This is a genomic window from Dactylosporangium sp. NPDC005572, from assembly GCF_040605515.1.
Lineage (GTDB): Bacteria > Actinomycetota > Actinomycetes > Mycobacteriales > Micromonosporaceae > Dactylosporangium.
Map to the genome: position 1 here is coordinate 25,632 of NZ_JBEXCY010000069.1, position 25,520 is coordinate 51,151.

Below are 25,520 nucleotides of genomic sequence, written 5' to 3' on the forward strand. Positions count from 1 at the left end.
GTTTGCGACCGCGGCGGTGGCAGGACCGCGCCGTAGCCGGAACGGGTCGGCCGAACTGGTCGCAGGGCCGCCGGGACGACCGGGGACATCGACGGTCGGCAGCACCTAGGGTCGGGTCAGGGGTGAGCTTCCTTGACGCTCGACGACTTCCGGCGGCAGCTGCTGCTGTCCGTCGACGTCCGTGGCTACGGGCGTAGTGGTGACGTGCGGCAGCACGAGATCCAGCGGCTCCTCAGTGAGATCCTCGACGCCGCTGCGGGGCGGTCCGGGCTCGACCGGGCCGGCTGGCAGCGGCAGGCCGCCGGTGACGGTGAGCTGTCCGTCCTGCCGGCCGGGGAGTCGGAGGTTCGGCTGGTCGACGACTTCGTCCGTGAGCTGGCGGCCGAGCTGCGGTTCCGGAACCGGGACGAGTTGCCGGGTGATCGGCTGCGGATGCGCGTCGCCGTGCACCACGGGGTTGTCCGGGCGGCGCCGATGGGGTTCGCCGGCAAGGGTGTGGTGGAGGTCAGCCGGCTCGCCGACTCCGCCGTCGCCCATCTGGCGCTCGACCGGAGCGACGCCGATCTCGTCGTGGTGCTGTCCCGGCAGATCTTCGAGGACACGGTCGAGCACACGTCGCTCGATCCGGCGCGGCTGCGGCAGGTCACGATCGACCACAAGGAGTTCCGCTCGACGGCCTGGCTGCTGCTGCCCGGACGGGACATCCACGCGATCGACCTCGACCCGCCGGCCGGGCCGGACCCGGCACCGGGCGGGGGCGCGGGTGCCGGCGCCGGTGCTGGTGCGGTGCACAACACCGTGCAGGTCAACCACGGCAACGTCGTGCAGGCCGGGAACGTCCAGGGTGGCGTGGTCATGGGCGATGGGAAGCAATAGTGCCGCAGATCTTCATCTCGTACCGCAGCGGCGACGAGAGCTTCGCCGCCGTCACCCTCGACCACCTGCTGTGCGAGCGGTTCGGTCCGGACGCCGTCTTCCGGGACGCCCGGTCGATCCCGCCGGCGACCGACTACACCGAGGTGCTCCAGGACCGGCTGGACCGCAGCGACCTCATGATCGTCGTCATCGGCCCCCGCTGGCACCTCGACGCCCAGGGCGGCAAGCGGCTGCACGACCCGTCGGACCCGGTGCGGCAGGAGGTGTCGTTCGCCCTGCGCAAGGGCGTGCCGGTGCTCCCCGTCCTGGTCGGGGACGCCGTCCTGCCGGCCTCGGCGGACCTGCCCGAGGACATCCGGACGCTGCCCGTCCAGCAGTACCGGCGGATGCGGGCCGCCACCGCGGACGCCGACGCACAGCGGGTGGCGAGCGACGTGACCGCCCGGCTGGAGTTCCGGGAGGCGGGCACGGTCGCGGTGATGCGCGCACCGGCGTCACTCGCCCCGGTGGTGCGCCGGGCGGCGGCGGGGTGCGGGCTGCCCGGCGTGGTCCTTTCCCACGAGGCCGGCGTGCTGCGCCTGACCCAGCCGGGCGCCGCACACGCCCGCGCCGTCGCCGTCGGGCTGACCGGTGCGCTCGACGCGGTGCTGCGTGACGTGCCGGATGCGGTACCGCTGCGTATCGCCATGGATCATGGGACGTCCGCCGGCGGCGCGCTGCGCCTGCTCGACGATCCCGCGTTCGACCTCGTGCTGCGGAGGGTGTCGGCCCGGCTCGTGCTGGTGCTCTCCGACGCGCTGCACAGCCTCGCCGTGCGGCCCGGCGGCGGAATCGACAAGGCGGCGTACACGCGTTTCGCGACCGCGGCGGGGCCCGCGGCCTGGGCGCACGTGCCGGGCCGCCCGGGCCTGCCGGGCCTGCCGGCCGATGCGACCCGGGCCGGCCACCGGCCCGGGCACGACCCGGGCGGACCCGAGGACGACGGCGGCGGCGGACACCACAACGTCGTGGAGGTCAACCACGGCCGGGCCGTCCTGGCCCGCGACATCTACGGCGACGTCGTCCTCGGCGACCGGATCGACGGGGGCCAGCGGTGACCACGCCGGCGGGACCCGCACCCGCGACGACCACGACGACCGCGGCGGCACCCACGCCGGCGCCGGCGCCGGCAGGTGGGCCCGACGCGGGCGCGCCGAACGGCGGCCAGCCCGCCGCGCCCGGCCAACCGGCCGCCCCCGACCCGACGGGCGCCGCCGCCCCGGTGGAGGCGGTCGACAGCGGATCGTGGTCCGAGCCGGGGCAGGCGACCGCCCGCTCGGGCGAGGGCACCGCGCGCCGGGAGCACTGGACGGCGGCCCGCAACATCTACGGTGACCACGTCGCCGGGCACAAGATCGTGCTGAGGATCGGTGACAAGACCCTGCCGGTGCCGGAGCTCTCCGCCGACCTGTCCGACCCGGTGCACTACGCGTTCGTCGACCCCGACAACTGGCTCGACCTGTGCGACCGGTTCCGCACCCAGCGCACGGCGATCGTGCGGGGCCCCGGCGGGGCCGGCAAGGACGCGAGCGCGATCCGGCTGCTCACCGGCGAGGTGGAGCGGGTGTACCACCTCGACCCGGCCGTCGAGATGCTGCACCTGGCGGAGTCGATCACCGAGCAGGCCGGCACGCTCGGCGGCGGCGACGGCGGCGTCGGCTTCCTGCTCTGCCAGCCGCATGACGCGGGCAAGCTGCACGGCTTCCTGTTCCACGCGCTGGAGAAGGCGCTCACCAAGGCCAACGCCCGGCTGGTGATCACCATGCCCGCCGGCGTGCTGCCGCCGGACAACGACCTGGAGCAGTACGTGCTCGACCTGCCCGAGGCGCGCGTGAGCCGGCGGCGGATCGTGCTGAGCCACCTGAGCTGGCGGCTCAGCGACGATCTCGCGGAGAAGCTGCTGGCGAACGCGGCCGTGCGCGAGCTGATCGAGGAGTTGGAGCACGGCGACCACAGCTGCCAGTCGGCGGCCGAGCTGGCCTGGATCATCAGCTCGGAGTGCAGCGACGCCGGCATCGTCAACGCGGCGCGGGTGCGCGAACGGCGGCGCCGGCAACGCGGCCACGCCTTCGACCGGTGGTTCGACAGCCTGCGGGACGCCGACGAGCGCAGCTTCGCGATCAGCCTCGCGGTGCTCGACGGGCTGCCCTTCGAGGACGTCTCCGACGCCGCGCGGCGGCTGCGCCGGAGGTTGGAGACCGCCCGGCAGCTGGTGGTGTCGACGACGGCCCAGGGCAAGTCGGAGCTGCGCATGAGCTCGCCCGACCTGCTGCGCGGCGCGACGGCGCGGCTGCTGCAGTCGCTGCGCGCCGACGAGGTCGACGAGGAGCAGCAGTTCGCCTACGGCACGGCGCCGGTGCGGATCGTGCGGTACAAGGACGGCAGCTATCCGCAGCAGGTGCTGGAGCGGGTCTGGCGCGGCTACCACATCCAGCCGACGGTGCTGGAGTGGCTCCACGAGCTGGTCATCTCACCGTCCGAGGCCATCCGCTTCTACGCGGCGAGCGCGCTCGGCGAGCTGTGCCGGTACTCGTTCGACTATGTCCACGCGTACTACCTCTCCCGCTGGGCGGCCAGCAAGGACTACCGCGTCCGCGAGGCGGTCGCCTACGCGCTGCGCGTCGCGGGGCGCGACCCGCGACTGGCGGTGGCCGTCGCGATGGTGGTCGGCGGCTGGTACGCCAACAAGGAACAGCCCTACCTGCAGGCCACCGCGGCCCGCGCGTACGGCGTCGGGGTCGGCGTGCCGGACACGGCGACCGCCATCGACCGGCTCGGCCGGTTGGCCACCATCGACGACTACTGGATCGCGATGGCGATCGGCGACGCGCTGGCGGACCTGATCCTGGAGGACGAGCAGGCCGTGGCCCCGATGGCGTGCGGCGCCCTGCTGGAGTGGTTCGAGAATCGGCGCCGGGTCCGCCCGGCCCAGCTCGCGTTCCTCATCCTGGCCAGCACCCTGGTGTTCTGGGAGCCCGCCGAACCCGGCCGGCCTCCGGCACGCTGGCCGACGCTGCTGCGGCTGGCCACCACGCTCGAGCCGCTCCGCGCGCCGCTCATCGGGCTCTGGCGGCGCGTCCTCAGCGAGAGCGTCCTGCACGAGGAGGCCCGGGCGGTGCTGAGCGGCTGGGCCGCGCTCGCCGAGAACGACCCGGCACAGCTGGACGACCTGGGGCAGCTCGTCGGCGCCGCGCTGTGGATGCCGGAGTGGAACCGCCGGATCGAGACGATTCTCGGTCGGCTCGCGCGGGACTGGGTCGCCGAGGAGAACCTGGTACCACTGCCGAACGCCCGCAAGACCGTGACCATGCTCTTCTCGGCGGAGGACAAGCTGACATGACCGACCCGATCAAGCTGATCGTGCACGAGGAGCCCGTCAAGCGGGTCACGCTGACCCCGGGCAAGGGCCGCCGGCCCTCCGTGGCCGTGGTCTACGCGACCCGCGAGGGCGATCTCGAGGTGCTCGACGGCGGGAAGCCGATGCGCTGGTCGGATCAGATGCTCACCAGGTACCGCACGCGCTACGAGGTGGACATCAGCGACCACCACCTGTCGCTCGAGTTCAAGGACAGCACGCCGCTGCCGACGCAGAGCGACGTCTACCACTTCCACGCCACGGTCAGCGTGAGCTTCCGGGTCACCGAGCCGGCCGAGACGATCCGGCGCAACGTGACCGACGCCGTCCCGCTCGTCCACGGTCATCTGCTCGGCATCTGCCGGCCGATCACCCGCCAGTACTCGATCGAGGAGGCCGAGGAGGCGGAGGCCAGCATCCACGCCCGGTTCCGCCGCGACACCCTCATCCAGGGCGGGATCACGCTCTACGCCGTCGAGGTCCGGCTCTCGCTCGACGAGGCCGGCCGCAAGTACCTGCAGGACATCGAGCACGCCCGGCGCGACGACAAGGTCAAGGCCGCCCAGCACGACACCAACGTCAACGACGTGGGCCGCAAGCATCACATCGAGCAGCTCCAGCAGGCCGGTGACCATGTGCTCCAGGCGCGCGAACGGCTGGCGATGGGGGACCGGCCGCTCGACGTCCAGGGCATGATCCAGCTCCACCTGCAGCGCCACCCGAACGACACCGAGGGCGCGATGAAGCTGCTCCTCGACTTCGAACAGAAGCAGCTGGAGTACCAGGAGCAGCGCGACGACCGCTGGCAGTCGATCCTGGCGACCATGGCGGCGAACGGCATGGCCCAGCCGGCCGACGTCGCGCCGCTGCTCGACGCCGCCGTCCGTCACCTGGAGGGGTCCGCCGGCGTCGTGCGCGCCGAGTCCACGGTGCAGCGGCCCGAGGAGCCGGCCCCGAAGCCGCCGGCCGCGATCGGCTGGCGCGACCGTCCGGCGGCGCCACCGGGCCCGGCGAGCGGGCCGGCCAATCTCGCGCCGGTGTACCTGATCCTCGACGAGTCGGCCGATGCCCGGCCGTGGGCCGACTCGCTCACCGACGCGGCCCAGGACCTGTTCGCCGCGGTCGCCGCCCGGCCGGACGTCTCGGCGGCGTTGCGGCTGTCGGTCGTCGGCTTCGCCGAACGGGTCGCCGTGCGGGTGCCGATCTCCCGGGTGGCGGCCGATCCGGCGGTACCCCCGCTGCTGCATCGGCAGACCGCGGACCACGGAGCGCTGTTCCAGTGGCTGCTGGACCACGTTCCGGCCGAGTACACGGCCCTGCGGGCCGAGCACACCTCGGTACGCCCGCCGCTGCTGATCCTGCTGAGCGCCGGCGCCGCGGCGGGTGACTGGGCGGACTCGCGGCAGCGGCTCGACCGCGCCCTGCGTCGTTCCGACGTCATCGCGTTCGGTCTGGGCGGTGCCGTGGAGACGATCGCCCGGTTCGCGTCGGAGGCGGACCTCGCCTTCGTGCCCGACGTCGGCATCTCCGACGAGACGGCGGTCAAGCAGTTCGGCGAGTTCCTCGAACGTCACGTGCTCGCCTGCGGTGAGGCCGCGCGGCTGGGCTCGGAGGCTCCGCCGCCCGCGCCGCCGCGCGGCTTCCGCCCGGCGTAACCACCGGCCGGTAGCTCCGGCCTGGAGCTACAGGTCGGAGCTGCAAGCGGGAGCTACAGGCGCTGCTCGAGCATCGGCGGGGCGGCGAGCACGGCGGCCGCGGTCAGCAGCACCAGCCAGAGCAGCCCCGGCAGCCATCCGAGGCCCAGCAGCAGCGCGCCGGCGAGCACCTGCACGACGCCCGCCCCGGCGGTGGCCGCCACCGCGAGCCGCGGTGTGCTCACCACCGACGCGCACAGCAGCCCGGTGGCGACCGACGCCAGCATGACCGCCAGCAGCAGGAGGTACTGCGACCACCAGCCCGGCAACCCCGGCACCCGGGGCAGCGCGGTGCCGAAGAGGTACGTCGCCCACGCCATCGGCACCGCGAGCACCGCGCACACCAGCCCGAAGAGCCCGAACTTGGCCGCGAGCACCGCGCCCGCGCCGATCCCGGCCCGCAGGTCCCGGCGCAGCGTGGCGCGCTGGGTCGCCGGATCGACCCGGCCGGTGACGGCGCCGGCGGCCACCGCGACGACCAGCAGCGGCCACAGCCGGTCGCGGCTCGCCAGCGCGCCGAGCACGGTCAGCAGCGGCATCACGAGGCACGTGGCGAGCGCGCCGGTGCCCCGCCGCCAGAACAGCAGGGCCTCCCGCCACAGCAGGGCGGGCGGGAAGCCCTCGGGCTCCCGGTGCTGCCGCCAGTTCGGCAGCTTCGCCGGCTGGTCGGTCCCCGGGTCGCCGGCGGGCGTCTCCATGGTCGCCAGGTACTCGGGCCAGGTGAGATCGGTCCGGCCGGTGCGCGCCCGGCCGGGCGGACCGGCGTGCCGCAGCCGGCCCCGCCGGTCGAACACGACGACCTGGTCGGCCAGGTCGAGGTTGCCGACGGACCGCACGCCGGTGACGACGGTGCACGGCAGGTCGCGGGAGACGGTGCGCAGGCGCGACATCAGGTCGCGGTCGCGGCCGAGATCGTACGACGTCGGCGAGTCGAGCACGAGCAGCAGCCCGGGCCGGCCGGCGATCTCGACGCCGATCGAGAGCCGCTTGCGCTCCCCCTCCGACAGCGTCCGCACCCACTTGTCGCGCTTGTCGGACAGCCCGATCCAGGACGCGATCTCGTCGAGCGTCGTGCCGGTGTCGTCGCGGGTGCCGGGCGACGGGCGCAGGGCCATCGCGAGCCGGAGCGTCTCGTGGACGGTGAGCGTGCCGTGCAGGTCGTCGTCGGCCGGGACCCAGCGGACCCGCGGGTTGCCGCTGCGGCTGGACCGGCCCACCCGCACGATGCCGCTGTCCGGGCGGTACCCGCCGGCGAGTGCGCCGAGGAGCATCCGCACGCTCGCCGCCTCCTGGCCGTACACGGCCGCGAACTCGCCCCCGGCGATGTCCAGTGAGACGTCGTCGAGCAGCGGTCTCCCGCCACGGCGTGCGTTCAGCCCGGCCACTTCGACGGCGAGGGCCCGCTGGGCGCCCCGGCTCGGCAGCGCAACGGTGTGGACGTAGCCGCCGATCATGATGCTGGTGCCCGGCTCGCGCTCGGCTGACGTCACCGGCTCCCCGTCGACGAACAGGTCGCCGTTGCGCGCCGTCAACCACCAGGTGCCCCGGGCGTCGACCTCGACCCGGGCGTGGTCCGGTACCACTGACGGGTGGTCGATGACGATGTCCGCGGTGCTGCCGGCCGGCCCGATGACGAACTGCCCCGGCGACCGCTGCTCCGGCTCGGGGCGGCGCTCGCGCGGCCGGCGCGGCGGGTCCGGCTGGCTGTAGGGCTCCCCGGACAGGCGTACCTCGGCCCGGTCGGCCGGCAGCGACACGTCGCCGTCGTCGGCGGGCCGGCCGTTGATGCGCAGCTCCCGCGGGTAGCGCGCCGGGCCGGTGTGGAACCACCAGGCGCCGAGCTCCGAGACGAAGTACCCGAAGCACGCCGACCGGTCGGGCGGGTGCTCCGACACGCGCAGCCGCCCGGCGTCCATCCAGAGGTAGTGCGGTGCCTGCTCGGGCAGGCGCCGCTGCTCGTCGTCGAGGATGAGCAGGAGCGAGCTCACAGCGGGACCCCCTGCATCAGCAGCCACAGCACACCCGCGCTGCAGACCACGGCCATGACGACGAGCAGGACGATCAGCACGAGGTTCGCCTCGCGCCAGCCGCCCGCCGGGGGCGCCGACGGCTGCCGGGGAGTGCCCGCGACCAGGACGGTCTCGCGGCGGTACTGCGTCGGCACCCACCGGCTGGGGTGCGGCGGGCGCACCACGGCGACGAACCGCCGGGTCGGCACCCGCACCGGCGGGGGCCCGGGCTCCGGCTCGGGCTGGAGGACCTCGGTCTCGACGGCCGCCTGGCCCTTGTCGTGGCCGGTCCAGCGGGCCGCGAGCCGCCGCCACTCGTCCAGGTTGACGTCCGCCCCGCCGCTCGTGCGCACCAGCAGCCGGGCCGCGCCCGCGTCGAGGGTGGGGGTCAGTCGCTCCACCTGGACGTGGCTCAGCGAGAAGTCGTTGAGCAGGAGCCAGATGGCGACCCAGGCGAGCCGCGCGAAGTCGGACGCCGGCGTCGGCCGGGCGGCCGACGGCACCAGGGTGGCGATGAAGTCGGGGGCCGCGGGCGAGCCGACGGATCCCCACGGGCCGATCATGACGTCGCAGTCGACGTAATACACGGCCGCGCCGTCGTCGGTGCACAGGATGTTGGACTCACGCACGTCGTTCACCAGCACCTGCCGCTGGTGGAACCACTGCAGCACCTCGGCGGCGTGGCCGATCGCCCGGGTCTTCACCCGGTCCGGCGCACCTTGGCGGACCTGACCCTGGACGGTGTACCGCACGAGGAAGGCCAGGGTCTGCGGGTGCATCCGCTGCCCGGCCTGGTAGAACCTGGCCGTCGCGAACGGCACCAGCACGCCGAGCAGCACCCCGCCCTCCCGGACCCGGAAGCGGGGCCAGGCGGCCACCAGGTCGAGATGGTCGCGCCGGTTGTCGTTCAGCCCGTCGCGCCACGCGATGAGCCGGCCGAGGGCGCGGGAGTCGGCGTCGGCGCGGAAGTCGTCGGAGTACTCCTTGAAGACGTACTGCTCCCGGTCGTACGTGCACTCCCACAGCGTCGAGTTGCCCGCGTCGCGCCAGCCGAGGCGGTGCAGGTCGCGGAGTTCGTGGTACTCGACCCAGTAACCGTCGTCTATTGAATCCACACCGCAACAGCCGATCTGTCGTCGTTGAAGTAGTCGTCCTGGAACCCGACCTGCGCGAGGAAGTCGACCGCGGACGGCGGGTCCGGCCAGTGCTTGTCGAGCTCCCGGCTCAGCGGGGAGCCCTCGCCGCCCAGGGCGCCGGCGAAGCCGTCGCTGCCCACGATCACCACGGTGCCGCGCCGGACGACGAGGTCGTGCCCCTCCGTGGGCTGGTGCTTCGGCAGGTGCCGGGTGATGTTCTCGGAGTCCCGGACCCGCTCGTGGTGCAGCGCCTTCCACTTGCCGGGCCGCATGACCCATGCCTCCGAGTCACCGACGCCGCAGGTCGTGACCAGCACGCCGTCGCGGGTGGGACGCAGCTCGGCCAGGACGAGCGTCGTGGCGCCCTCGAGGCCGCCCCGGTCGATCTCGCGGTACAGCCCGGCGCTGACCCGCCGGAAGATCTCGGTCAGCGGATCGCCGGGCCCGATCCGGGCGCCGTGGTCGAGGGCCAGTTCGGCGGCCGTCTGCGCGACGGTGCCCGAGTCGCGGAGCGAGCCGAGCCCGTCCGCGGCGACCAGGAGCAGGGCGCCGCGCGCGGCGCTCCAGCCGACACCCACGGCGTCCTGGCCCGGTTCCCGGTCGTAGGCGTGCGCCTTGCCGCGCACGGTGGCGGCCCGGATCACGAAGCGGGTGCCGCCCGCGTCGTGGGTGGCGTGGAAGACCGAGTCACACCACGAGCCGTGGACGACGACCGGGTCGACGAGCGCGGGCTCGGTGTCCGGGCGGCCGCCCCGGCCGAACCGCAGGGGCTTCGGCGGCAGCCACTTCTGGAACGTCGACGTCCTGGCCGGCCGCGGCGACCGGGCCGGCCCGGCGGAGCCGGAGGGCGACGGCGGCGCCTTGCCGGCCCGTCCGGTCGACACCTCCGCCCCGGCCGGCACCCGCTGCACGTTGTGCGAGCGACGGCGCTGCAGGGCTATCCATCCGAACAGCGCCAGAGCCAGCAGCCCGACGACGGCGATGAGCGTAGGCCCGTCAGCCATTGGCCGGCCCGTCGATGCGCCGCATGCCGACCGGCGTGCGGATCGACAGCAGCCCGGTACGGGCCGACGCGGAGATGCTGCTCTTGATGGCGTCGACGACGCTCACCGACAGCTCCTTCGGGTCGGCGCGGCGCTGGTCGGAGATGAACGCGTTGCGGCGCAGGCCGTGCTCGTTGCCGGTGGCCAGCCACCAGAGCACGTCCTCGTCGGCGCCCGGCAGCCCGATCGCGACGATGCGCGCCTCGGTGGGCGGATCGGTGAGCTGCTCGCGGTACTGCATCCACTCCGCCTTCGCCTGGTCCGCGTCGTTCGCGAAGGGCCGCCCGTCGGTGACGAAGAAGATCCACGGCCGGGCGACGTCGACGTTGTAGCCGTCGCGTGACCGGTCCTGCTTCACCGCCCGGACGTCCTTGACGTGCTGGGCGACCAGGAACTTCAGGACGCCCGCGTAGTCGGTGCCGAAGCCGATCCGCGGCTTGCCGATCGGCACGGCCCGGTCCAGGGGCGTCATCGGCCGCAGGATCTCGGCGTCGTCGTTGAACGCCAGCACACTCACCGCGGCCAGGTTGTTGGTCACCGGATTGGCGGCGAGCTCCCGGATCATCCGCGGGAAGAGGTCGATGAAGTGGTCGAGCGGCGCGCTGCGCTGCTTGGCGCCCGGCTTGGGCACGCGCATCGACTCCGAGGTGTCCAGCACCACGTAGATCAGATAGGTGCGGACGGTGGCCGCCGGTGGGTTGTCGAACTGGGTGGTCATGTGTACCTCCCCGGCCCGTCGTCGCTTCTGAGCTCCTGGGTCGGCATGTCCTCGAGGTTCTCCGAATCTGTGAGCGCCGAGTCGGCGCCGGACCAGCCCCGCCCGGACGGCCCGATGGCGGTGCGCATGTAGTGCTGCTCGAGCGCGTCGACCAGGGCGCCCCGCTGCTCGTCGAGGTTGGCCCGGGTGATCCGGCTCTCCTGGTCCATCAGCTCGGCCTGGGTGCGGAACGCGATGTCCGTCTGGCGGCGGACCAGGTCGCCGTAGTGCGCGTTGCGGTCGATCTCCTCGGCGGAGCGGTACCGCTGCAGCAGCTCCTGGTCGGTGAGCTTCGCCTCCAGCAGCCGCTCGTACGAGCTGGTGCCGCTCAGCGCCTTGAGCAGGACCGGCAACGCGTCGACCAGAATGAAGAAGATCCGGATCGCCCACTGCGTCACGCGCACGTAGTCGTTGGTGGCCACGAGCTCGTCGAGGGCCCGGAACCGTTCCAGCAGACCGATCTTGCCCTGCCGGCCGCGGACCGCGGCGAGGTCCTCCTGGATCGCCGTGTCCAGGAGGGCGGCGTAGTTGTTGCGCGCCTGGCCCACCTGGTTGTTCAGCTCGGCCAGCCTGCGGTTGAGGTCGGCGAGCTTCGCACCGTTCTCGTCGATCCGGTGATCGCTGCGGTACTGATCGGCCTCGCTGCGCAGGCGCCTGCAGTTGATGCCCTCGCCGTACCGGCCGGTGAGCCCGTCGCCTGAGGTGCCGTTGCACTCCTTGCGAGCCAGGTCCTCGAGCTTCGCGTAGGCCGCGGCGTCCGCGTCGACCGTCTTCTTCAGGTCGTCCCGCTGCACGACCAGGCTGTCGAGCTGGCTCTGCAGCGCCTCCGGCGAGCCACCGCCGAGGGACAGCCGCAGCCCCTTGCACCGGTCGGACGTGGCGACCCCGGTGGCCGCCTCGGGCGTGCCGGGGACGGGGTTGCACGTGCGCAGGTCACTCTCGCGGGTGTCGACCTCCTGCTTGCGGTCGTGCGCGATCTTCTCGGTGATGGCGGTGTTGTAGATGCCCAGCAGCAGCGGCTCCGCGAGGACCACGCCGAGCGCGATCGACAGCCCCAGCCGGGGCAGCAGGTTGCGCAGGGCCTTGCCGGAGTGTGACATCGACGTCGAGGACATGAGCCAGCGGTCGAGGCTCAGGATGAACAGGCCCCAGGCCGGCACGGCGAACACCATGAACAGCTGGAAGCCGCCGAAGATCGCGTAGATCGCCGCGCTCATCGACAGCATCGCCATGACGGCGGTCCCCACGACGACCCCGCCCATCGACGTGTACCGCGCGCGTTCGCTCGGCACGTGCGCGAGGATGTCCTCCCGCACGCCGGTTGCCAGGCGCAGCACGCGCCCCAGGCCCCAGCGGGCCGGTTCGGGGTCGGCCGGGCGCAGCGCGTCGGCGTCGACCTGCTCGGTGAACGGTGCTCCCATGGTCAGTTCCCGTATCCGTCCCGCGGCCGCACCCGGCCGTTGTCAACATCGAAGTCGGCATACCGATCACGGTGATGGAAGCCGTTGTCCTGGTCCTCGGCCGGCCGCCGCTGCTCGGGCGGCTCCCAGCTGGCGTGGGCCCGGTGGCTGACGACCGACACCTCGACCAGCTGCAGGCGCATGCCGGGGATCACGAGCGGTTCGAGCTCGTTGCGCGCCATCGCCCGGGCGAGGATCCGCTGCTGGACCTCGGGGTTGTCGTCCACGTCGTGCCGCAGGCTCAGCATCCGGATCTTCGCGTCCCCGAGCAGGTAGGCCATCAGGTGACCGCGCACGTCCCAGCAGCCGCCCTCGAGCACCCGGACCGGATCGGTGACCTGGCACTGATAGGTCGCCCGCAGCCCGAGCCGGAAGTTCGGGTCCACGGACGGCAGCATCGCCACCGCCGGCACCACCTGTGCGCGGGTCAGCACGACGGCGACCATCGTCGCCTTCACCACCACGTCCGAGCGCAGCATCCGGGGCCCGGTCGGCGCGAGCGCGAAGCGGTCGTTGGCCTGGAAGACCAGCACGGACCCGCCGACCGGCTCGGGCAGTTCGCCGGCCTGCCGCCGGGTCGGCCGGAACCAGCGGCTCGTCACGGGGCTCAGCGGCGCGGCCTCGACGACGGGAAACTTTTCGTCCGGCCGCATGACGTCGACACCGGAGGGAAACAACCGCAGCTCCCGAGTCTGGTCGTGTTCCTGGGGATTTCAGCCTTTCAGCGCCGGAACCGGCAGAGATCGGCAGGAAGGCCGATCGTCGGCGAGACATCAGCCGAACTTGGAACACGATCAGCCCAGCTATTCCGGATATCGCCGATGATCACTGTCGCCACTACGGGCGCACTAGAACATGTGTTCGAATCAGCGTTCACGGCGTCTCAAGTGGACGGTCGTGCGATCCTCAGGCGCGACGGAAGCGGATGAAGTCCACCTCGTCCGCGTCGGTGGCGACATCGACCTGCCAGCGTCCGGCCCCGAGCGTGACGACGCCCACCCCGTCATTCGCCCGAATCCGCGCCGGATCCGCGGCCCCTTCGGCGGCGGAGTCGAACATGTACAGGCGACCGTCGGTCAGCGTGATGACGTCCACTCCGACCGAACGCCAGCTACCTGCGGGCACCTTCGCAGGATCGGCAGCGGCCTCACCGATCGACGAACGCACGAGTACCCCGCCCGCGCTGTCCGCCTCGAACCACGTGAGGATCTCACCGTCAAGGACCAGGACCGGCCGGCCCTGGACGTCGACCCACCCGAAGCCACCGTACGGAGTTCCCTCGAAGACCGGCGGATCGCATGCCCGGTCGTAGTCACACTCCGGGCCGTTCGCATCGCCCCAGGTCCACCCTTGAGGAACCACGGCACCCACGGGAGGCGACGTCCCCCGCCAGTGCCCGGCAAGCTCGGCCGGGACCACGATGATCGGTCCGCCGCCCGAGATCGTCCACGGCCGGCCGCGTTCATCGATGTTGACCCCCACGGCACCTCCAGCTGATCTCCCTGCGTCACACACCTTGCGCGACCTCGACGAGCTTTCCATGCGCAGGGGCGATCATGTGATGCCCTCCGCGTTAGGGTGCCGCCCATGGAACAGCCGCCGACCGTCATCGGGTTGTTGCGTCGCCTGGTCGGGCGGCGGCTCGTCGGCGTGACCGAGGCTCGTTACTGGTACGAAGGGCGCAGGGACGGTGACGCCGCGAGCCTCCTGCATTGCTGGCTGCACTTCGCCGGCCTGCCACCCGTCATGGCCCACGGATGCGGCGAGCACCTGCTGCTGGAGTTCGCCGAGCCGTACGCCTCGTACGACATGCAGGAATACGGGGAGACGCGGGTCGGGCCGGCGCAGCCCCCCGACCTCCTGGCCGCGTACGCAGGGCAGCTGTTGCGCAATGTCGCGCCGATCCAGGGCTACACCTCGGAGCCTTCCGTCGGAGGTGTCCGACTGCGATTCGAACGCGCGGACCTGGTCGTCGCGTCGTTCGCCGACGAATGGTTGCTCACACCGGGACCGGTCCCGCGGGAGCTCGCGGCCTACCTGACCGTCGGAGACTGGCTCGCCGGCGCATGAGGCGGCTTGCGAGGATGGCCGGGTGAAGATCACCCGACTCCTTGCGCCGGAGGACGCGCCGGCCCTGGCCGAGCTGCTTCGCGTCAACCGTGAGTTTCTTGAGCCGTGGCAGCCGGTCCGGAGCGAGGACTACTTCACCGCAGCCGGCCAGCTCGCCGTCATCCAAGCCGATCTCGACGAGTACGGGCAGGGGGCGAAGCTGCCGCACGTCATCCTCGACGACTCCAGCCTCCCGATCGGCCGCATCACGCTCAGCGGCATCGTGTACGGGCCGTTCCAGTCATGCGCGATGGGCTACTGGGTGAACGCCGGCCACAACGGCCGAGGGTTTGCGACCGCGGCTGTGTCCGAGATCGTGCGGGTGGCCTTCGAGGAGTTGGGGCTGCACCGGGTGCAGGCTGAGATCCTCCCGCACAACACCGGATCGCGGCGGGTGCTGGAACGTAACGGGTTCACCCGGTTCGGCATGGCGCCCGAGTACCTCAACATCGCCGGCCGGTGGCAGGACCACGCCATGTACCAGGTGGTGAATCGGTCCTGGGCAGCAACTGACTGAATTGTGCGGAGGCCATCTCGCGATCTGCAAATCAGCACTGGGCTACCTGTGGCAAGAGGCTTCCGGAGCACGCCGCGAGCCTGGCCGAACAGATCGGTGGGATCACCGACCGGCACGTGAGAATCAGATATTTGGTCAATGCTTTCCGCTTCGGAGGTCTCGGTACTGTGCGGTGCGCCGGACCAACGGGGGTTGACGCGTGGCACGACGTGGGTTCTTCGCCGAGTTGAACTATCAGGCTCAGCAAGCCGAGAAGCGGCGCAGACAGCAAGCGGCCGCCGCCTACCGGGCCCAAGTCGCGGCGCAGCGCGAAGCAGAGCGGGCATACAAGGCGTACCAGCGAGCTGCAGCCGCAGCAGCCCGAGCGAGTGCGGCCGAGCACGCGGAGGCGCAGCGGCTGGCGGCGCGCATGCACGTGGAGGCGCGCACGGCCGAGGCCGAGGCGATGAACGCCGATCTCGCGCAACTCTTCGAAGACCTGGACGGTCTCCTCGCATCCACGCTCGACGTGGACGACTACGTCGACCTCGAATCCTTGAGGATCCGGTCTGTGGAACACCCGCCGTTCGACGCGGGTCCGCTGTCCCGGCCGGTGCCGCCGCCACCACCGCCGGTGTATCCGCCCGAACCGCAGTACCAGGAACCAGCCGCTCCTACGGGACTGTCCGGCGCCTTCGGCGGCAAGAAGCGGTATGAGGAGGCGATTGCGCAGGCTCGCGCCACGCACGAGACGGCCCACCGTGCCTGGCGGGAACACTGCGCTCGGATGCATGCCGGGTACTCGGCCGAACTCGAGCGGCGCCGAAAGGCCGACCAGGATCGCGTCCAGAAGCTCGACGCGGCCGAGGAGATCTACCGACAGGAGTGTCGGCAGCGGGAGGTGGAGGCCGAGGCGCACAATCAGAACCTCTCGCAGTTCATCAACAACCTCGCATTCGACGTCGAGTCCGCTATTCGGGACTACGTCGCGGTGGTGTTGTCGAACTCCGTTTATCCGGATGCATTTTCAGTCACCTACGAGCACAGCTTCGACATCAGCAGTCGCGAACTCACCCTCCAGGTGACCGTTCCGGATCCCAGCGCCATACCGGCGGTGCGCGGCTACCGATACGTCAAGGCGAAGGACGAGATCGTTCCCACGGCGCTACCGGCAAAAGAACGAAAGGAGCGCTACGCCAACGCAGTGTGGCAGGTGGCGTTGCGCACCTTGCACGAGATCTTCGAGGCCGACCGGGCCGCGAAGATCCGGTCGATCGCGCTGAGCGTGAGCACCGACCGGACCGCCCCCGCGACCGGGCGGCCGGAAGAAGTTCCGCTGGTCGTCGCGGCGGCCGACCGCGACACCTTTGGCACTTTCGACCTCGCCCACGTGGTCCCCCATGCCACCCTTGTGCACCTCGGCGCGACGCTGTCCAAGTCACCATTCGACCTGACGCCGGCGGACACCAGCGCCGGTGTGCGCATCCGGGGAAGATAGGCCTATGCGATTCAATCCTCCGCCGGGTTGGCCGCAACCTCCTGCCGGGTGGTCACCACCGGCCGGCTGGAATCCTGACCCGTCATGGCCGGCCCCACCCGACGGATGGCAACTCTGGCTCCCGGACGGGCCTGACCAACCGAGATCCGGCACGGAGCCCTCTACCGCCGTGCGCCACCACAGACCGCCGGCGGCAATTCCGCACCAGAGCCGCATTGACGCAGTTCCTCCCACGCCTTCTGCGGAGACGGTCGCGCCGGCCAATGCCGAGAACAGCGCACTCCTTGCCCGGATCGCCGAGCTGGAAGCCGCGTTGCTGCACGCGCGGGCGGGTGTGGACCATGCTCTCGTCGAACTCGATGACCAGCGCGTGCTGCAAGATGTCGGCGTCTACCGGTACCACCACCCGCTGGAGGACGCTGCCGCCTACAAGGAACGCCTGCGCGCCCTCGAATCCGAGATGGACGACATCATCAAGGCCGGCCGTGCGGTCCTTGCCGCCGACATGTTCACGTTCTCGGGTTCGCTCGCCAAGGGTCGCAAGATGGTTGCGGACCTGTCCAAACTGATGCTTCGCGCCTACAACGCCGAGGCGGACAACTGCGTGCGGTCTTTGAGATCAGGCAACATCACGACCGCGAAGAGGCGCCTGGAGTCGTCCGTCGCCGCAATTGAGCGGCTCGGAACGATCATGGAAATGCGAATCAACCCGCTGTACCACGGCCTGCGCGTGCAAGAGCTCGAACTCACCGCCGACTTCCAGATGAAGATCCAGGAAGAACGCGAGCGGGCCCGTGAGGAGCGCGAGCTCTTGCGGGAGCAGCGCCGCGCCGAGCAGGAACTGGCGGCGGAGCGCGAGCGCCTCGAGAAGGAGAAAGCGCACTACGAGAGCGTCTACGCCACGCTGCAGGCCAACGGCGACGAAGCTGCCGCGACCGAGATGGCCCGGCGTCTCGCGGAGATCGACCAGGCGATCGGCGAGAACGACTACCGCATCGCGAACATCCGCGCCGGCTACGTCTACGTCATCTCGAACATCGGGGCGTTCGGACCGGGCGTCGTCAAGATCGGCATGACTCGGCGGCTCGAACCACTCGATCGGGTTCGCGAGCTCGGCGACGCGTCGGTGCCGTTCCCCTACGACATGCACGCACTGTACTTCTCCAGCGATGCGATCACGCTGGAGAACGAGCTGCACAAGGCCTTCGCCGATCGGCGGGTGAACTTCGTCAACGAACGGCGCGAGTTCTTCTTCGTCACGCCGGCCGAGGTGCGGGAGATCCTTCAGGAGAAGGCCGGCGGCCTGCTCGAGTTCACCGAGAAGCCGGAGGCGTCCGAGTACTTCCAGAGCAAAGGCCGGTGGCAGCAGCCGTAGCCCGCTCGCGAAAAACCCGGTTACCGGTGCGTACGTCAGGTGCCAGCATGGCGCGATGACGTACACCATCAGAGCGGTCCGGGCCGAGGACTGGCCGCTGGTCAAGGAGATCCGGCTCGCTGCGCTGCGGGATCCGGTCGCGCCCATCGCCTTTCTCGAGACGTATGACGCGGCCGCTGCGATGCCGGACGAGTTCTGGCAGGGGCGGGCGGCGGGCGCGGCCGAGGGGAAGAGCGTGCGGCAGTTCGTCGGGGAGGGCCCGGACGGGTCCTGGTCGGGCACCGTGACCGTGCTCGTCGAGCCGGCCGGCGTGCAGGACTACTTCGGCGAGACGTCGGAGATCGCGCAGACGCAGGTCGTGGCGGTGTTCGTGCGGCCCGAGGCGCGTGGCGGCGGGCTGGCCGAGGCGCTCTTCCGGGCCGCGCTGGACTGGTCGTGGGCGCTGACGGAGCCGTACGTCGAGCGCGTGCGGTTGTACGTGCACGAGGACAACGCGCGAGCCCGGGCGATGTACGAGAAGGCCGGGTTCAAGCCGACCGGCGTGACCGCGACCTCCGCGGCCGGTCGCGAGGTCGAGCTCGCCGTCGAGCGCCCGTAGCCACCGGCCGGCGGCGCGCCTGCGGACGCGGATCGCGCACCGATTAGGTTTTCGCGCGGCGCCCGTCTGTACGTGTGAGACCAACTCACGGAAGGCTGACGCCATGCGGAAACTGACCTTCGGCATGAATGTGACCCTGGACGGCTACATCGCCGCGCCCGGCGACGACCTCGGCTGGAGTGGGGGTGAGGGACCGGACTCGTCGTCGAGCGACGAGCTGTTCCAGTGGTGGTCCGACCGGGTGGCGGCGACGGGCCTGGCGCTGTATGGGCGCAAGCTGTGGGAGGCGATGAGCTCCACCTGGCCGACCGCCGACCAGCAGCCCGGCGCCACCCCGGCGGAGATCGAGTTCGCCCGCCGCTGGCGGGACATGCCGAAGGTGGTGTTCTCCTCGACGACCAGCACGGTCGACTGGAACACCCGCCTGGTCACCGGCGACGCGGTCGCCGAGATCACCCGGCTCAAGGCCGAGGACGGCGGCCCGATGGACATCGTCGGCGCCACACTTGCCGCAGCGGCCATGCGGGCCGGGCTGATCGACGAGTACGTGCTGGTCACATACCCGGTCCTGGTGGGCGGCGGCACGCCGTTCTTCACGGCCCTGGACAGCTGGGTGAGGCTGACCCTGGTGGAGACGCGGACGTTTCCCGGCGGCGTGCTGCTGACCCGATACGAGACGAGGCGATGAGCGCGGGCCGGACGATCGGCTCGTGAGGCCACGTTGATCGTGACGATGTTCTTCGGGCATGAACAAGCCCCGCCGGCGTTGCCGGCGGGGCGGCCCGTGGCGCTGGACTCGTCGACGACGGGGACATGTGTGATCACAGTGTCGGGGGCAGGTCCAGCCATGGTTTGTCGGTGGCGTCGAATCCGGTGAGCTCGGCGATCTTCCCGTCGACGATGTGCAGGACCGCGATGTTGAACAACCGGTACTCCGGGTCGTCGGGGGTGCGGCGGTACAGCGCGGCGGCGGGCATGCGGTTGACCGTCGTGGTGATACAGCGCCAGTCGTCGTAGCCGGGCTGGAAGAGCCCACCGGAGACCCAGCCGTCCACCGCGTCCTTGGCCGTGACGACCGAGGTGCCCGCCTCGGGCAGCATCACGAAGCGCAGGTCCTCGCGCAGCAGGGACATCAGCCCGTCGAGGTCGTTGCGCTCATGAGCGTCGATATATGACTTCACCACGCCGCGCTCGTCATTCGACAGCTCGTGGGTGGCGGGTCTCCGCCAGTCGAGGCGGCGGCCGGGCAGCTGCTCGCGCATCGTCACACGGGCCCGCTGCAGTGCGCTGGTCACCGATGCGACGGTCAGCTCGAGGGCGTCGGCGGCCGTCGCCGCCGGCCAGCCGAGGACGTCGCGCAGGATGAACACCGCCCGCTGCCGGGGCGGCAGGTGCTGGACGGCGACGATGAACGCCAGCTCGATCGTTTCCCGCGCCACCACCGATTCCTGCGGGTCCTCGGGGAGCATCCGGTCGGGGTACGGCTGCAGGTACAGCACCTCGGAGCCGACGTCCGCCAGCTCGGACGGTACCGGTACGGGTGTGCGGTCGTTGCGCTTCTCCAGGAAGTCGAGGCAGGCGTTCGTCGCGATCCGGTACAGCCAGGTCCGCAGGGCCGCGTGGCCCTTGAACGACGCCCGCTTGTTCCACGCTCGCAGGAACGTCTCCTGCGTCAGGTCCTGGGCGTCCTCGTAGTTCGCGAGCATCCGGTAGCAGTGCACCTGCAGCTCACGCCGGTGGCGCTCCGTGATGAGGGCAAACCGCGCCGTGTCGTCTGAGCGGACCGCCGCGATGAACGCGGCCTCGTCGGCGCCCAGCAGTCTGGCGTCGGTCATGTCATCAGTCCTTCCACCCGTGCGAGAAGCTAACAGAACTGACGACGTGACGGAGGATTTCTGATCGGGGTAGAGCCGCTGACACCGGGCCGTCCGGCGCCGGAGCCGGCGTATCACGCCGACTTTGAGGGCGCGCCGCAGGTTGGGCAACGGCCCGCGTCGGTGTGGAATGGTCGGCCGCCTGACGGCAGTCGGCCCCGCGCCGCGAGGGCCAGCGGCATCGAAACCAGGCCGACCGTCAATACCAGCACTGATGCGGCCACCATGGATGACCATGCCGGGGTGATGGGCCTGCCGGGGCCGGCGTCGTCGAGCATCGCGCCGAGCGGGTTCAGCGCCAGCATGCCGATCGGTGTGAGCAGGATCAGCAGCGCCCAGACGCCGCGGTAGTCGTGCCGGGCGGCCAGGCCGAGCGCGAGCAGCGTCGCGCCGATCAGCAGTGTCACCGCAGCGGCCGGCAATGCCGTTGCGGCGGCTTGGTAGTAGCCGCCGGAGAAGACGAGGTGCGGCGCGGCACTGGCGGCGACCGGCACGCTCGCTGCCGCGGCGGCGAGCGGTATCAGCCGAACCCACCAGGGTTGCGGTCCGGCCGCGCCGAGCGCGACGATACCGAGCACGAGTTGGGGCAGCAGCACCAACAGCGGCGGGCGGGGCATTCCGGTCAGCATCGCAGCCGGCACGACGCCCGCAGTCACCAGCACGGCGAGGCCGGCCGCCCACCGGAACCACCGGCCGGGCGCGACAACGTGCATGACGACGGCCAGCAGCCAGGCCGCCCACGCTGCGACGCCGAGCGACAGGAAAGGCCCGGCATACCGAAACCGCAGCAACGTGGGCGCCACCGCCTCGAAGATCGCCCACCCGGTCGCGAACGCGGCCAGCGTGGTCAGCGCGAGCAGGCCGGCGAGGCGGAAACCGGGACCGAGGCCTTGCGCGATCCGCAGGTGCTGGCGCAGCCCACCGACCGCGAGGTCCGCGACGTCGGCTGCCGAGGGCCTCTTGCGGTCGGGCGCGGCCAGGGACAGGTAGGTGTCCACCAGCTCCGAACCACGCTCCCGCCGATAGCCGGCCGGGTAGAACAGCGCCGTCCAGCGCGCGTAGCGGCGTTCCAGATCGGTCATGGTCGAGCCTCCCTGGTCCCGCCCTTCCGGGCTCATGCGACCCCTCCACTGAGGCGGGGCGCAGCCTGGATGGCACGCAACCGGGCGGTCGCGGCATCGACGTTGCGGCGCATGCGTTCGGTTTCGGCGGCCAGCACCTCGCCGCCGGGCTCGGCGAGCCGGTAGTAGCGGCGCCGCCGACCTTCGACGATCTCCTCATGGTCAACGCGCACCAGGCCGGCGTCGACCAGCCGGTCGAGCGCCCCGTACAGCGTGCCGGGCCGCAGCGAGATGCGGCCGCCGGACAGCCGGTCCACCTCGGCGATCAAGCCGTACCCGTGCAAAGGCTCGCCGGCCAGGGCGGTGAGGATCAGGAACGTGGGTTCTCGCAGCGGGGTCTCCACGCGAGCCAATATATCGGCTGCGAAGGTATGGCGGGAGATCGCCGGGCGGGCGCCGTTGCGGTAGAATCGAACATGTGTTCGAATGCTCAACGGCGTCGTTCCCCCTGGAGGTGCTTCGTGCTGTTCGACCCGGCCGCGAACCTGATTCGGTCCGAGCCGGTCATCGGGTTGCCCGTCATCGCGGGTGACGCCGCGGTCGGGCAGGTCTGCAGTGATCCGTCGGCGTTCGCCGACGTCACCAGTCTCGTCGGCGGGTTGCCCGTGCCGGTGCTCGACTCGCGCCTGCGGGGGCTGTTGCGGCTGGTGTGGCCGGACACGCGCACGCAGGCGCGGCTGCTGTGGGGGGCTCGGGTCCGGAGTGCTCGCGGGGATCTGGCCGGCGCGGTCGCCGAGGTCGTCGGGGTGCCGGGCTCCGTCCTGCGACGGGTCGCGGCGCGGTGCCGGGAAGGCGGGCGCGACAGTGTCGACGCTGTGGTCCGGGCCGCGGTGCCGCTGGCGGTGCTGCAGGCAGAGGTCGTCCAGATCGTGCGCGAGCGGGCCGGCGCGCCCCGGCCGCCCGAGACCGTGCTGGACGAGCTGCTGTTCTGGCGCGGGACCGGGCGGGATCACGTCTCGCTCGACGAGGTGGCCTGGCTGGTGAGTGCCCTCACGGCGGCGGTCTGGGACGCTTCGCGCACCGCCCGGGCCGGGATGGTCGGGTGGCTGCGGGTGACCACGGAGGCCGTGGTGCTGGGTGGGGTGCGGATTCCGGGTGGCACCCGGTGCCTGCTGCTCGTCGACGCCGTCGAGCGGGCGGATCGCCCGGCCCGGCCGGCGCTGCAGACCCTGCGGTGGCTCGCGCCCGCGGCGCCCGAAGGAGCCGGGGCCACCGTGGCCCGGCTGCTCGGGGACGGGCCGGCCACCCTCCAACGAGCCGCCTAGACAAAGCCGTCCGACAAGCAGCCTGGACAAAGCCCTCCGACAACACCGGCCGGCTAGCGGGACTGTTCGCGGCCGCACCACCACGTGGTGCGGCCGCCCACCACGCCCCGGTGCATCTGGGCGCCGCACCTGGGGCACCTGCCGTCCGGGTGACGGGCCGGGATGACCGACAGCACATGGACGCCGCCGCCGTCGACTGCGGCGTTCACCGCCGTCCGTAACGCGCGGAGCAGGCGGTCCACGTCCGGGCGGGACAGCTCGTCCACCGGGCGGGCCGGGTTGATCTTCGCCAGCCACAGCGTCTGGTCGGCCAGCAGGTTGCCCACGCCCGCGACCGCCTCCTGGTCCAGCAGCCTGGCCTTCACCGGGGCCGTGCCGCGGGAGAGCATCGCCCGGAACTGCGCGGGGGTGATCTCGCGGGCGTCCGGGCCCAGTCGCTCGACGGGTGGGTCCAGGCGGACCCGGCCCAGCCGGCGCGGGTCGACCAGCAGCAGGCTGGTGCCGTCCTCGAAACGCAACGCGAAGCGGGCGAAGCGATAGTCGCCTTTCGCCCGGCCGCGCTCCCAGTAGTCACCGCCGTCGATCTCCTCCCCGTCCGCGGCGGCGAAGACCACCTTGCCGGACATGCCGAGGTGGATACCCAGGACCGGGCCGTCGCCGGACGTGTCGCACCACATGCTCTTGCCGCGGCGGTTGGCGGCCGTCAGGAACCGGCCCACCAGGGCGGCGCGGATCTCACCCGGGTGGTGCGGGCGGCACACGTACGTGTCGGAGTCGTCGACGTCCACGATGCGCCGCTTGAGGGCGTACCGCGACAGCACCGCGCGGGCGGACTCCACCTCGGGAAGTTCAGGCACGCCGACGAGCGTAGTGTCCGACGTCGTGCAGGCATTGCCCGTCGTCCCGGCGATTCCGCGGCTGCTCGAGGTGCTCGACCAGGGGACCGCGGTGCTCGTGGCGCCGCCCGGGAGCGGGAAGACCACGCTCGTGCCGCTCGCGCTCGACGAGCACCTGCAGAGCGGGCGCGTCCTGGTGGCCGAGCCGCGGCGGATCGCGGCCCGGGCCGCCGCGCGGCGGATGGCGCAGCTCAGAGGTGAGCAGGTCGGGGAGAGCGTCGGGTACGCCGTGCGCGGGGACCGCAGGACCGGGCCCGGGACGCGGGTCGAGGTGGTCACGACCGGGCTGCTCGTGCAGCGGCTGCTCGCGGATCCGGAGCTCCCGGGGGTGTCCGCCGTGGTGCTCGACGAGTGTCACGAGCGGCAGCTGGACACCGACCTCGCGTTCGCGTTCCTGGTCGAGGCGCGGGCCACCATCCGGCCCGACCTCAGGCTGCTGGCCACCTCGGCCACGGCGGAGGCCGAGCGGTTCGCGGACAAGCTCGGCGGCACGGTCGTCGCGGCCGAGGGCGGGCTGTTCCCGGTCGACGTCCGGTGGGTGCCGCCCCGGCAGCCGATGCGGCCGGCCCAGGGGATGCGGGTCGACCGCGGGTTTCTCGACCATGTCGCGGCCACGGTCCGCACGGCGTGGGACGAGACCGCCGGGGACATTCTGGTGTTCCTGCCCGGCATGGCGGAGATCGAGCAGGTCCGGCGGCAGCTCGGCGACGCCGTCGTCCTGCACGGACGGCTGCCGGCCGCGCAGCAGGACCAGGCGCTGGTGAAGACCGGCACCGAACGCCGCATCGTGCTCGCCACCGACGTCGCCGAGAGCAGCCTCACCGTGCCCGGCGTGCGGGTCGTGGTCGACGCGGGGCTGGCCCGGGTGCCGCGGGTCGATCTCGCCCGCGGACTGGGACGGCTCGTCACCGTCAACGCCGCCAAGGCGAACGCCACCCAGCGGGCCGGGCGGGCCGCCCGGGAGGCGCCGGGGATCGTGTACCGGTGCTGGTCCCAGGCCGAGCACGAGCGGCGGGCCGAGCAGCCGGAGCCCGAGGTGGCCACCGCCGACCTCACCGGTTTCGCGCTCGCGCTGGCCTGCTGGGGCGGCCTGCACAACGAGGCGCTGCCCGACCAGCCGCCCGAGGGGGCGATGCGGGTGGCGCGGCAGACCCTCGAAGCCCTCGGCGCCCTCGACGCGGACCACCGGGTGACCGGGCGGGGCCGCCGGATGCAGCGGGTCGGCGCCCACCCGCGGCTCGCCCGCGCGCTGCTCGACGGCGCGCCACGGGTCGGCGCACGGACCGCGGCCGAGATCGTCGCCGTGCTGAGCGAGGACGCGGCCACGACGACCGACGACCTGACCGCGGTCGAGCTGACGCCCGCGACCAGGTCCGAGGCCGACCGCCTGCGCCGCCTCATCGACGCGAAAGGCAGGGAACGGGGCCGGGAACACGCCGCCGGGATCATCGCCAGCCTCGCCTACCCGGAGTGGATCGCCAGGCGGCGCGGCGACGGCTACCTCATGGCCGGCGGCACCGAGGCGACGCTGGCCAGGAACTCGGCACTGACGGGCGAGCAGTGGCTGGCGATCGCCGCCGCCGACCGTCCACACGGCAGTGTCAACGCCCGGGTCCGGCTGGCCGCCCCGATCGACGAGGAGACCGCGCGAGCGGCCGGCAGCGCGCTGCTGTCCACCGTGGACGAGGTGAGCGCGAACGGCGCCCAGCGGGTGGAGCGGCTCGGCGCCATCACCCTGCGGGAGCAGCGCATCGACGCGCCCGACCTCGTCTCCAGGGCCCGCAACGAAGCCCGGCGCAGGCGCGGACTGCCGTGGACCCCGCTGCGGCGGCGGATGGCGTTCCTCCACCACGCCCTCGGCGCCCCGTGGCCGGACGTGAGCGACGACGACAACCTGGCCGACGGGGAGATCGATCACG

23 protein-coding genes are annotated in these 25,520 nt (G+C 72.0%); 12 read left to right on the plus strand and 11 right to left on the minus strand.

Annotated elements, in window-relative coordinates; translation table 11 throughout:
- The first annotated feature begins 132 nt into the window (after window positions 1–132).
- The 4 genes from ABZS66_RS29115 to ABZS66_RS29130 are packed head-to-tail and all read left to right on the plus strand — an operon-like array spanning window position 133 to window position 5,925.
- A complete protein-coding gene (locus ABZS66_RS29115) occupies window positions 133–876 on the plus strand; it encodes a hypothetical protein (protein WP_354763095.1) in 744 nt (247 codons plus the stop codon).
- The gene (locus ABZS66_RS29120; protein ID WP_354763097.1) at window positions 876–1,973 is read left to right on the plus strand and encodes a toll/interleukin-1 receptor domain-containing protein; all 1,098 of its coding nucleotides are present in this window, start codon (window positions 876–878) and stop codon (window positions 1,971–1,973) included. The genes ABZS66_RS29115 and ABZS66_RS29120 overlap by 1 nt, the downstream gene beginning before the upstream one ends.
- The gene (locus ABZS66_RS29125) at window positions 1,970–4,255 is read left to right on the plus strand and encodes a hypothetical protein (RefSeq protein WP_354763099.1); all 2,286 of its coding nucleotides are present in this window, start codon (window positions 1,970–1,972) and stop codon (window positions 4,253–4,255) included. The genes ABZS66_RS29120 and ABZS66_RS29125 overlap by 4 nt, the downstream gene beginning before the upstream one ends.
- On the plus strand, window positions 4,252–5,925 hold the full coding sequence (locus ABZS66_RS29130) for a hypothetical protein (protein ID WP_354763101.1): 1,674 nt from the start codon (window positions 4,252–4,254) through the stop codon (window positions 5,923–5,925). The genes ABZS66_RS29125 and ABZS66_RS29130 overlap by 4 nt, the downstream gene beginning before the upstream one ends.
- 53 nt (window positions 5,926–5,978) lie before the next feature.
- Here ABZS66_RS29130 and ABZS66_RS29135 read toward each other — a convergent pair whose 3' ends face one another.
- From ABZS66_RS29135 to ABZS66_RS29165, 7 genes are all read right to left on the minus strand, one after another.
- Window positions 5,979–7,952, minus strand: coding sequence for an ATP-binding cassette domain-containing protein (locus tag ABZS66_RS29135; RefSeq protein WP_354763103.1), 1,974 nt, complete (start codon window positions 7,950–7,952; stop codon window positions 5,979–5,981).
- Entirely contained in the window at window positions 7,949–9,088 is a 1,140-nt protein-coding gene (locus ABZS66_RS29140) for a hypothetical protein (protein WP_354763105.1), read from the minus strand. Before ABZS66_RS29140 ends, ABZS66_RS29135 begins: the two co-directional genes overlap by 4 nt.
- Window positions 9,076–10,113: a protein phosphatase 2C domain-containing protein gene (locus ABZS66_RS29145; RefSeq protein ID WP_354763107.1), complete on the minus strand. Its 1,038-nt coding sequence runs from the start codon at window positions 10,111–10,113 to the stop codon at window positions 9,076–9,078. Before ABZS66_RS29145 ends, ABZS66_RS29140 begins: the two co-directional genes overlap by 13 nt.
- Window positions 10,106–10,870: a hypothetical protein gene (locus tag ABZS66_RS29150; RefSeq protein WP_354763109.1), complete on the minus strand. Its 765-nt coding sequence runs from the start codon at window positions 10,868–10,870 to the stop codon at window positions 10,106–10,108. The genes ABZS66_RS29145 and ABZS66_RS29150 overlap by 8 nt, the downstream gene beginning before the upstream one ends.
- On the minus strand, window positions 10,867–12,330 hold the full coding sequence (locus ABZS66_RS29155) for a DUF4407 domain-containing protein (protein WP_354763111.1): 1,464 nt from the start codon (window positions 12,328–12,330) through the stop codon (window positions 10,867–10,869). The genes ABZS66_RS29150 and ABZS66_RS29155 overlap by 4 nt, the downstream gene beginning before the upstream one ends.
- 2 nt (window positions 12,331–12,332) lie before the next feature.
- A complete protein-coding gene (locus ABZS66_RS29160; RefSeq protein ID WP_354763113.1) occupies window positions 12,333–13,022 on the minus strand; it encodes a hypothetical protein in 690 nt (229 codons plus the stop codon).
- A 253-nt stretch (window positions 13,023–13,275) separates the two neighbouring features.
- Window positions 13,276–13,851: a hypothetical protein gene (locus ABZS66_RS29165; RefSeq protein ID WP_354763115.1), complete on the minus strand. Its 576-nt coding sequence runs from the start codon at window positions 13,849–13,851 to the stop codon at window positions 13,276–13,278.
- A gap of 105 nt (window positions 13,852–13,956) precedes the next feature.
- Between ABZS66_RS29165 and ABZS66_RS29170 the strand changes: the two genes are divergently transcribed.
- From ABZS66_RS29170 to ABZS66_RS29195, 6 genes are all read left to right on the plus strand, one after another.
- Window positions 13,957–14,439 (plus strand): hypothetical protein, encoded by a 483-nt coding sequence (locus ABZS66_RS29170; protein ID WP_354763117.1) that lies wholly within the window; start codon window positions 13,957–13,959, stop codon window positions 14,437–14,439.
- A 22-nt stretch (window positions 14,440–14,461) separates the two neighbouring features.
- Window positions 14,462–14,995: a GNAT family protein gene (locus tag ABZS66_RS29175; RefSeq protein ID WP_354763119.1), complete on the plus strand. Its 534-nt coding sequence runs from the start codon at window positions 14,462–14,464 to the stop codon at window positions 14,993–14,995.
- A gap of 199 nt (window positions 14,996–15,194) precedes the next feature.
- Window positions 15,195–16,472: a hypothetical protein gene (locus ABZS66_RS29180; protein WP_354763121.1), complete on the plus strand. Its 1,278-nt coding sequence runs from the start codon at window positions 15,195–15,197 to the stop codon at window positions 16,470–16,472.
- Between the two features lie 169 nt (window positions 16,473–16,641).
- Complete coding sequence (locus tag ABZS66_RS29185; RefSeq protein ID WP_354763123.1) at window positions 16,642–17,847, plus strand: DUF4041 domain-containing protein; 1,206 nt, start codon at window positions 16,642–16,644, stop codon at window positions 17,845–17,847.
- Window positions 17,848–17,902: 55 nt separating this feature from the next.
- A complete protein-coding gene (locus tag ABZS66_RS29190) occupies window positions 17,903–18,445 on the plus strand; it encodes a GNAT family N-acetyltransferase (protein ID WP_354763125.1) in 543 nt (180 codons plus the stop codon).
- A gap of 103 nt (window positions 18,446–18,548) precedes the next feature.
- Window positions 18,549–19,133, plus strand: a complete 585-nt coding sequence (locus tag ABZS66_RS29195) for a dihydrofolate reductase family protein (protein WP_354763127.1) — start codon at window positions 18,549–18,551, stop codon at window positions 19,131–19,133.
- A gap of 133 nt (window positions 19,134–19,266) precedes the next feature.
- Here ABZS66_RS29195 and ABZS66_RS29200 read toward each other — a convergent pair whose 3' ends face one another.
- From ABZS66_RS29200 to ABZS66_RS29210, 3 genes are all read right to left on the minus strand, one after another.
- Window positions 19,267–20,280: an RNA polymerase subunit sigma-70 gene (locus ABZS66_RS29200; protein WP_354763129.1), complete on the minus strand. Its 1,014-nt coding sequence runs from the start codon at window positions 20,278–20,280 to the stop codon at window positions 19,267–19,269.
- 113 nt (window positions 20,281–20,393) lie between these two features.
- Window positions 20,394–21,401, minus strand: coding sequence for a hypothetical protein (locus tag ABZS66_RS29205; RefSeq protein WP_354763131.1), 1,008 nt, complete (start codon window positions 21,399–21,401; stop codon window positions 20,394–20,396).
- 32 nt (window positions 21,402–21,433) lie between these two features.
- On the minus strand, window positions 21,434–21,784 hold the full coding sequence (locus tag ABZS66_RS29210) for a helix-turn-helix transcriptional regulator (RefSeq protein WP_354763133.1): 351 nt from the start codon (window positions 21,782–21,784) through the stop codon (window positions 21,434–21,436).
- Between the two features lie 117 nt (window positions 21,785–21,901).
- Between ABZS66_RS29210 and ABZS66_RS29215 the strand changes: the two genes are divergently transcribed.
- Complete coding sequence (locus ABZS66_RS29215) at window positions 21,902–22,705, plus strand: hypothetical protein (RefSeq protein ID WP_354763135.1); 804 nt, start codon at window positions 21,902–21,904, stop codon at window positions 22,703–22,705.
- Window positions 22,706–22,758: 53 nt separating this feature from the next.
- Here the strand turns inward: ABZS66_RS29215 and ABZS66_RS29220 are convergent, their stop codons facing one another.
- Window positions 22,759–23,562: a DNA-formamidopyrimidine glycosylase family protein gene (locus ABZS66_RS29220; protein ID WP_354763137.1), complete on the minus strand. Its 804-nt coding sequence runs from the start codon at window positions 23,560–23,562 to the stop codon at window positions 22,759–22,761.
- A gap of 25 nt (window positions 23,563–23,587) precedes the next feature.
- Here ABZS66_RS29220 and ABZS66_RS29225 point away from each other — a divergent pair.
- Window positions 23,588–25,520: helicase-related protein (locus tag ABZS66_RS29225; RefSeq protein ID WP_354763139.1), on the plus strand; the 1,933-nt coding region annotated here is incomplete at its 3' end.

Excerpts from the sequence above, each read along its gene's own strand:
- ABZS66_RS29130 (WP_354763101.1), top strand. The coding sequence starts at position 4,252 with ATGACCGACCCGATCAAGCTGATCGTGCACGAGGAGCCCGTCAAGCGG.
- ABZS66_RS29145 (WP_354763107.1), bottom strand. The coding sequence starts at position 10,113 with ATGGCTGACGGGCCTACGCTCATCGCCGTCGTCGGGCTGCTGGCTCTG.
- ABZS66_RS29150 (WP_354763109.1), bottom strand. The coding sequence starts at position 10,870 with ATGACCACCCAGTTCGACAACCCACCGGCGGCCACCGTCCGCACCTAT.
- ABZS66_RS29155 (WP_354763111.1), bottom strand. The coding sequence starts at position 12,330 with ATGGGAGCACCGTTCACCGAGCAGGTCGACGCCGACGCGCTGCGCCCG.
- ABZS66_RS29160 (WP_354763113.1), bottom strand. The coding sequence starts at position 13,022 with ATGCGGCCGGACGAAAAGTTTCCCGTCGTCGAGGCCGCGCCGCTGAGC.
- ABZS66_RS29170 (WP_354763117.1), top strand. The coding sequence starts at position 13,957 with ATGGAACAGCCGCCGACCGTCATCGGGTTGTTGCGTCGCCTGGTCGGG.
- ABZS66_RS29190 (WP_354763125.1), top strand. The coding sequence starts at position 17,903 with ATGACGTACACCATCAGAGCGGTCCGGGCCGAGGACTGGCCGCTGGTC.
- ABZS66_RS29195 (WP_354763127.1), top strand. The coding sequence starts at position 18,549 with ATGCGGAAACTGACCTTCGGCATGAATGTGACCCTGGACGGCTACATC.
- ABZS66_RS29200 (WP_354763129.1), bottom strand. The coding sequence starts at position 20,280 with ATGACCGACGCCAGACTGCTGGGCGCCGACGAGGCCGCGTTCATCGCG.
- ABZS66_RS29205 (WP_354763131.1), bottom strand. The coding sequence starts at position 21,401 with ATGACCGATCTGGAACGCCGCTACGCGCGCTGGACGGCGCTGTTCTAC.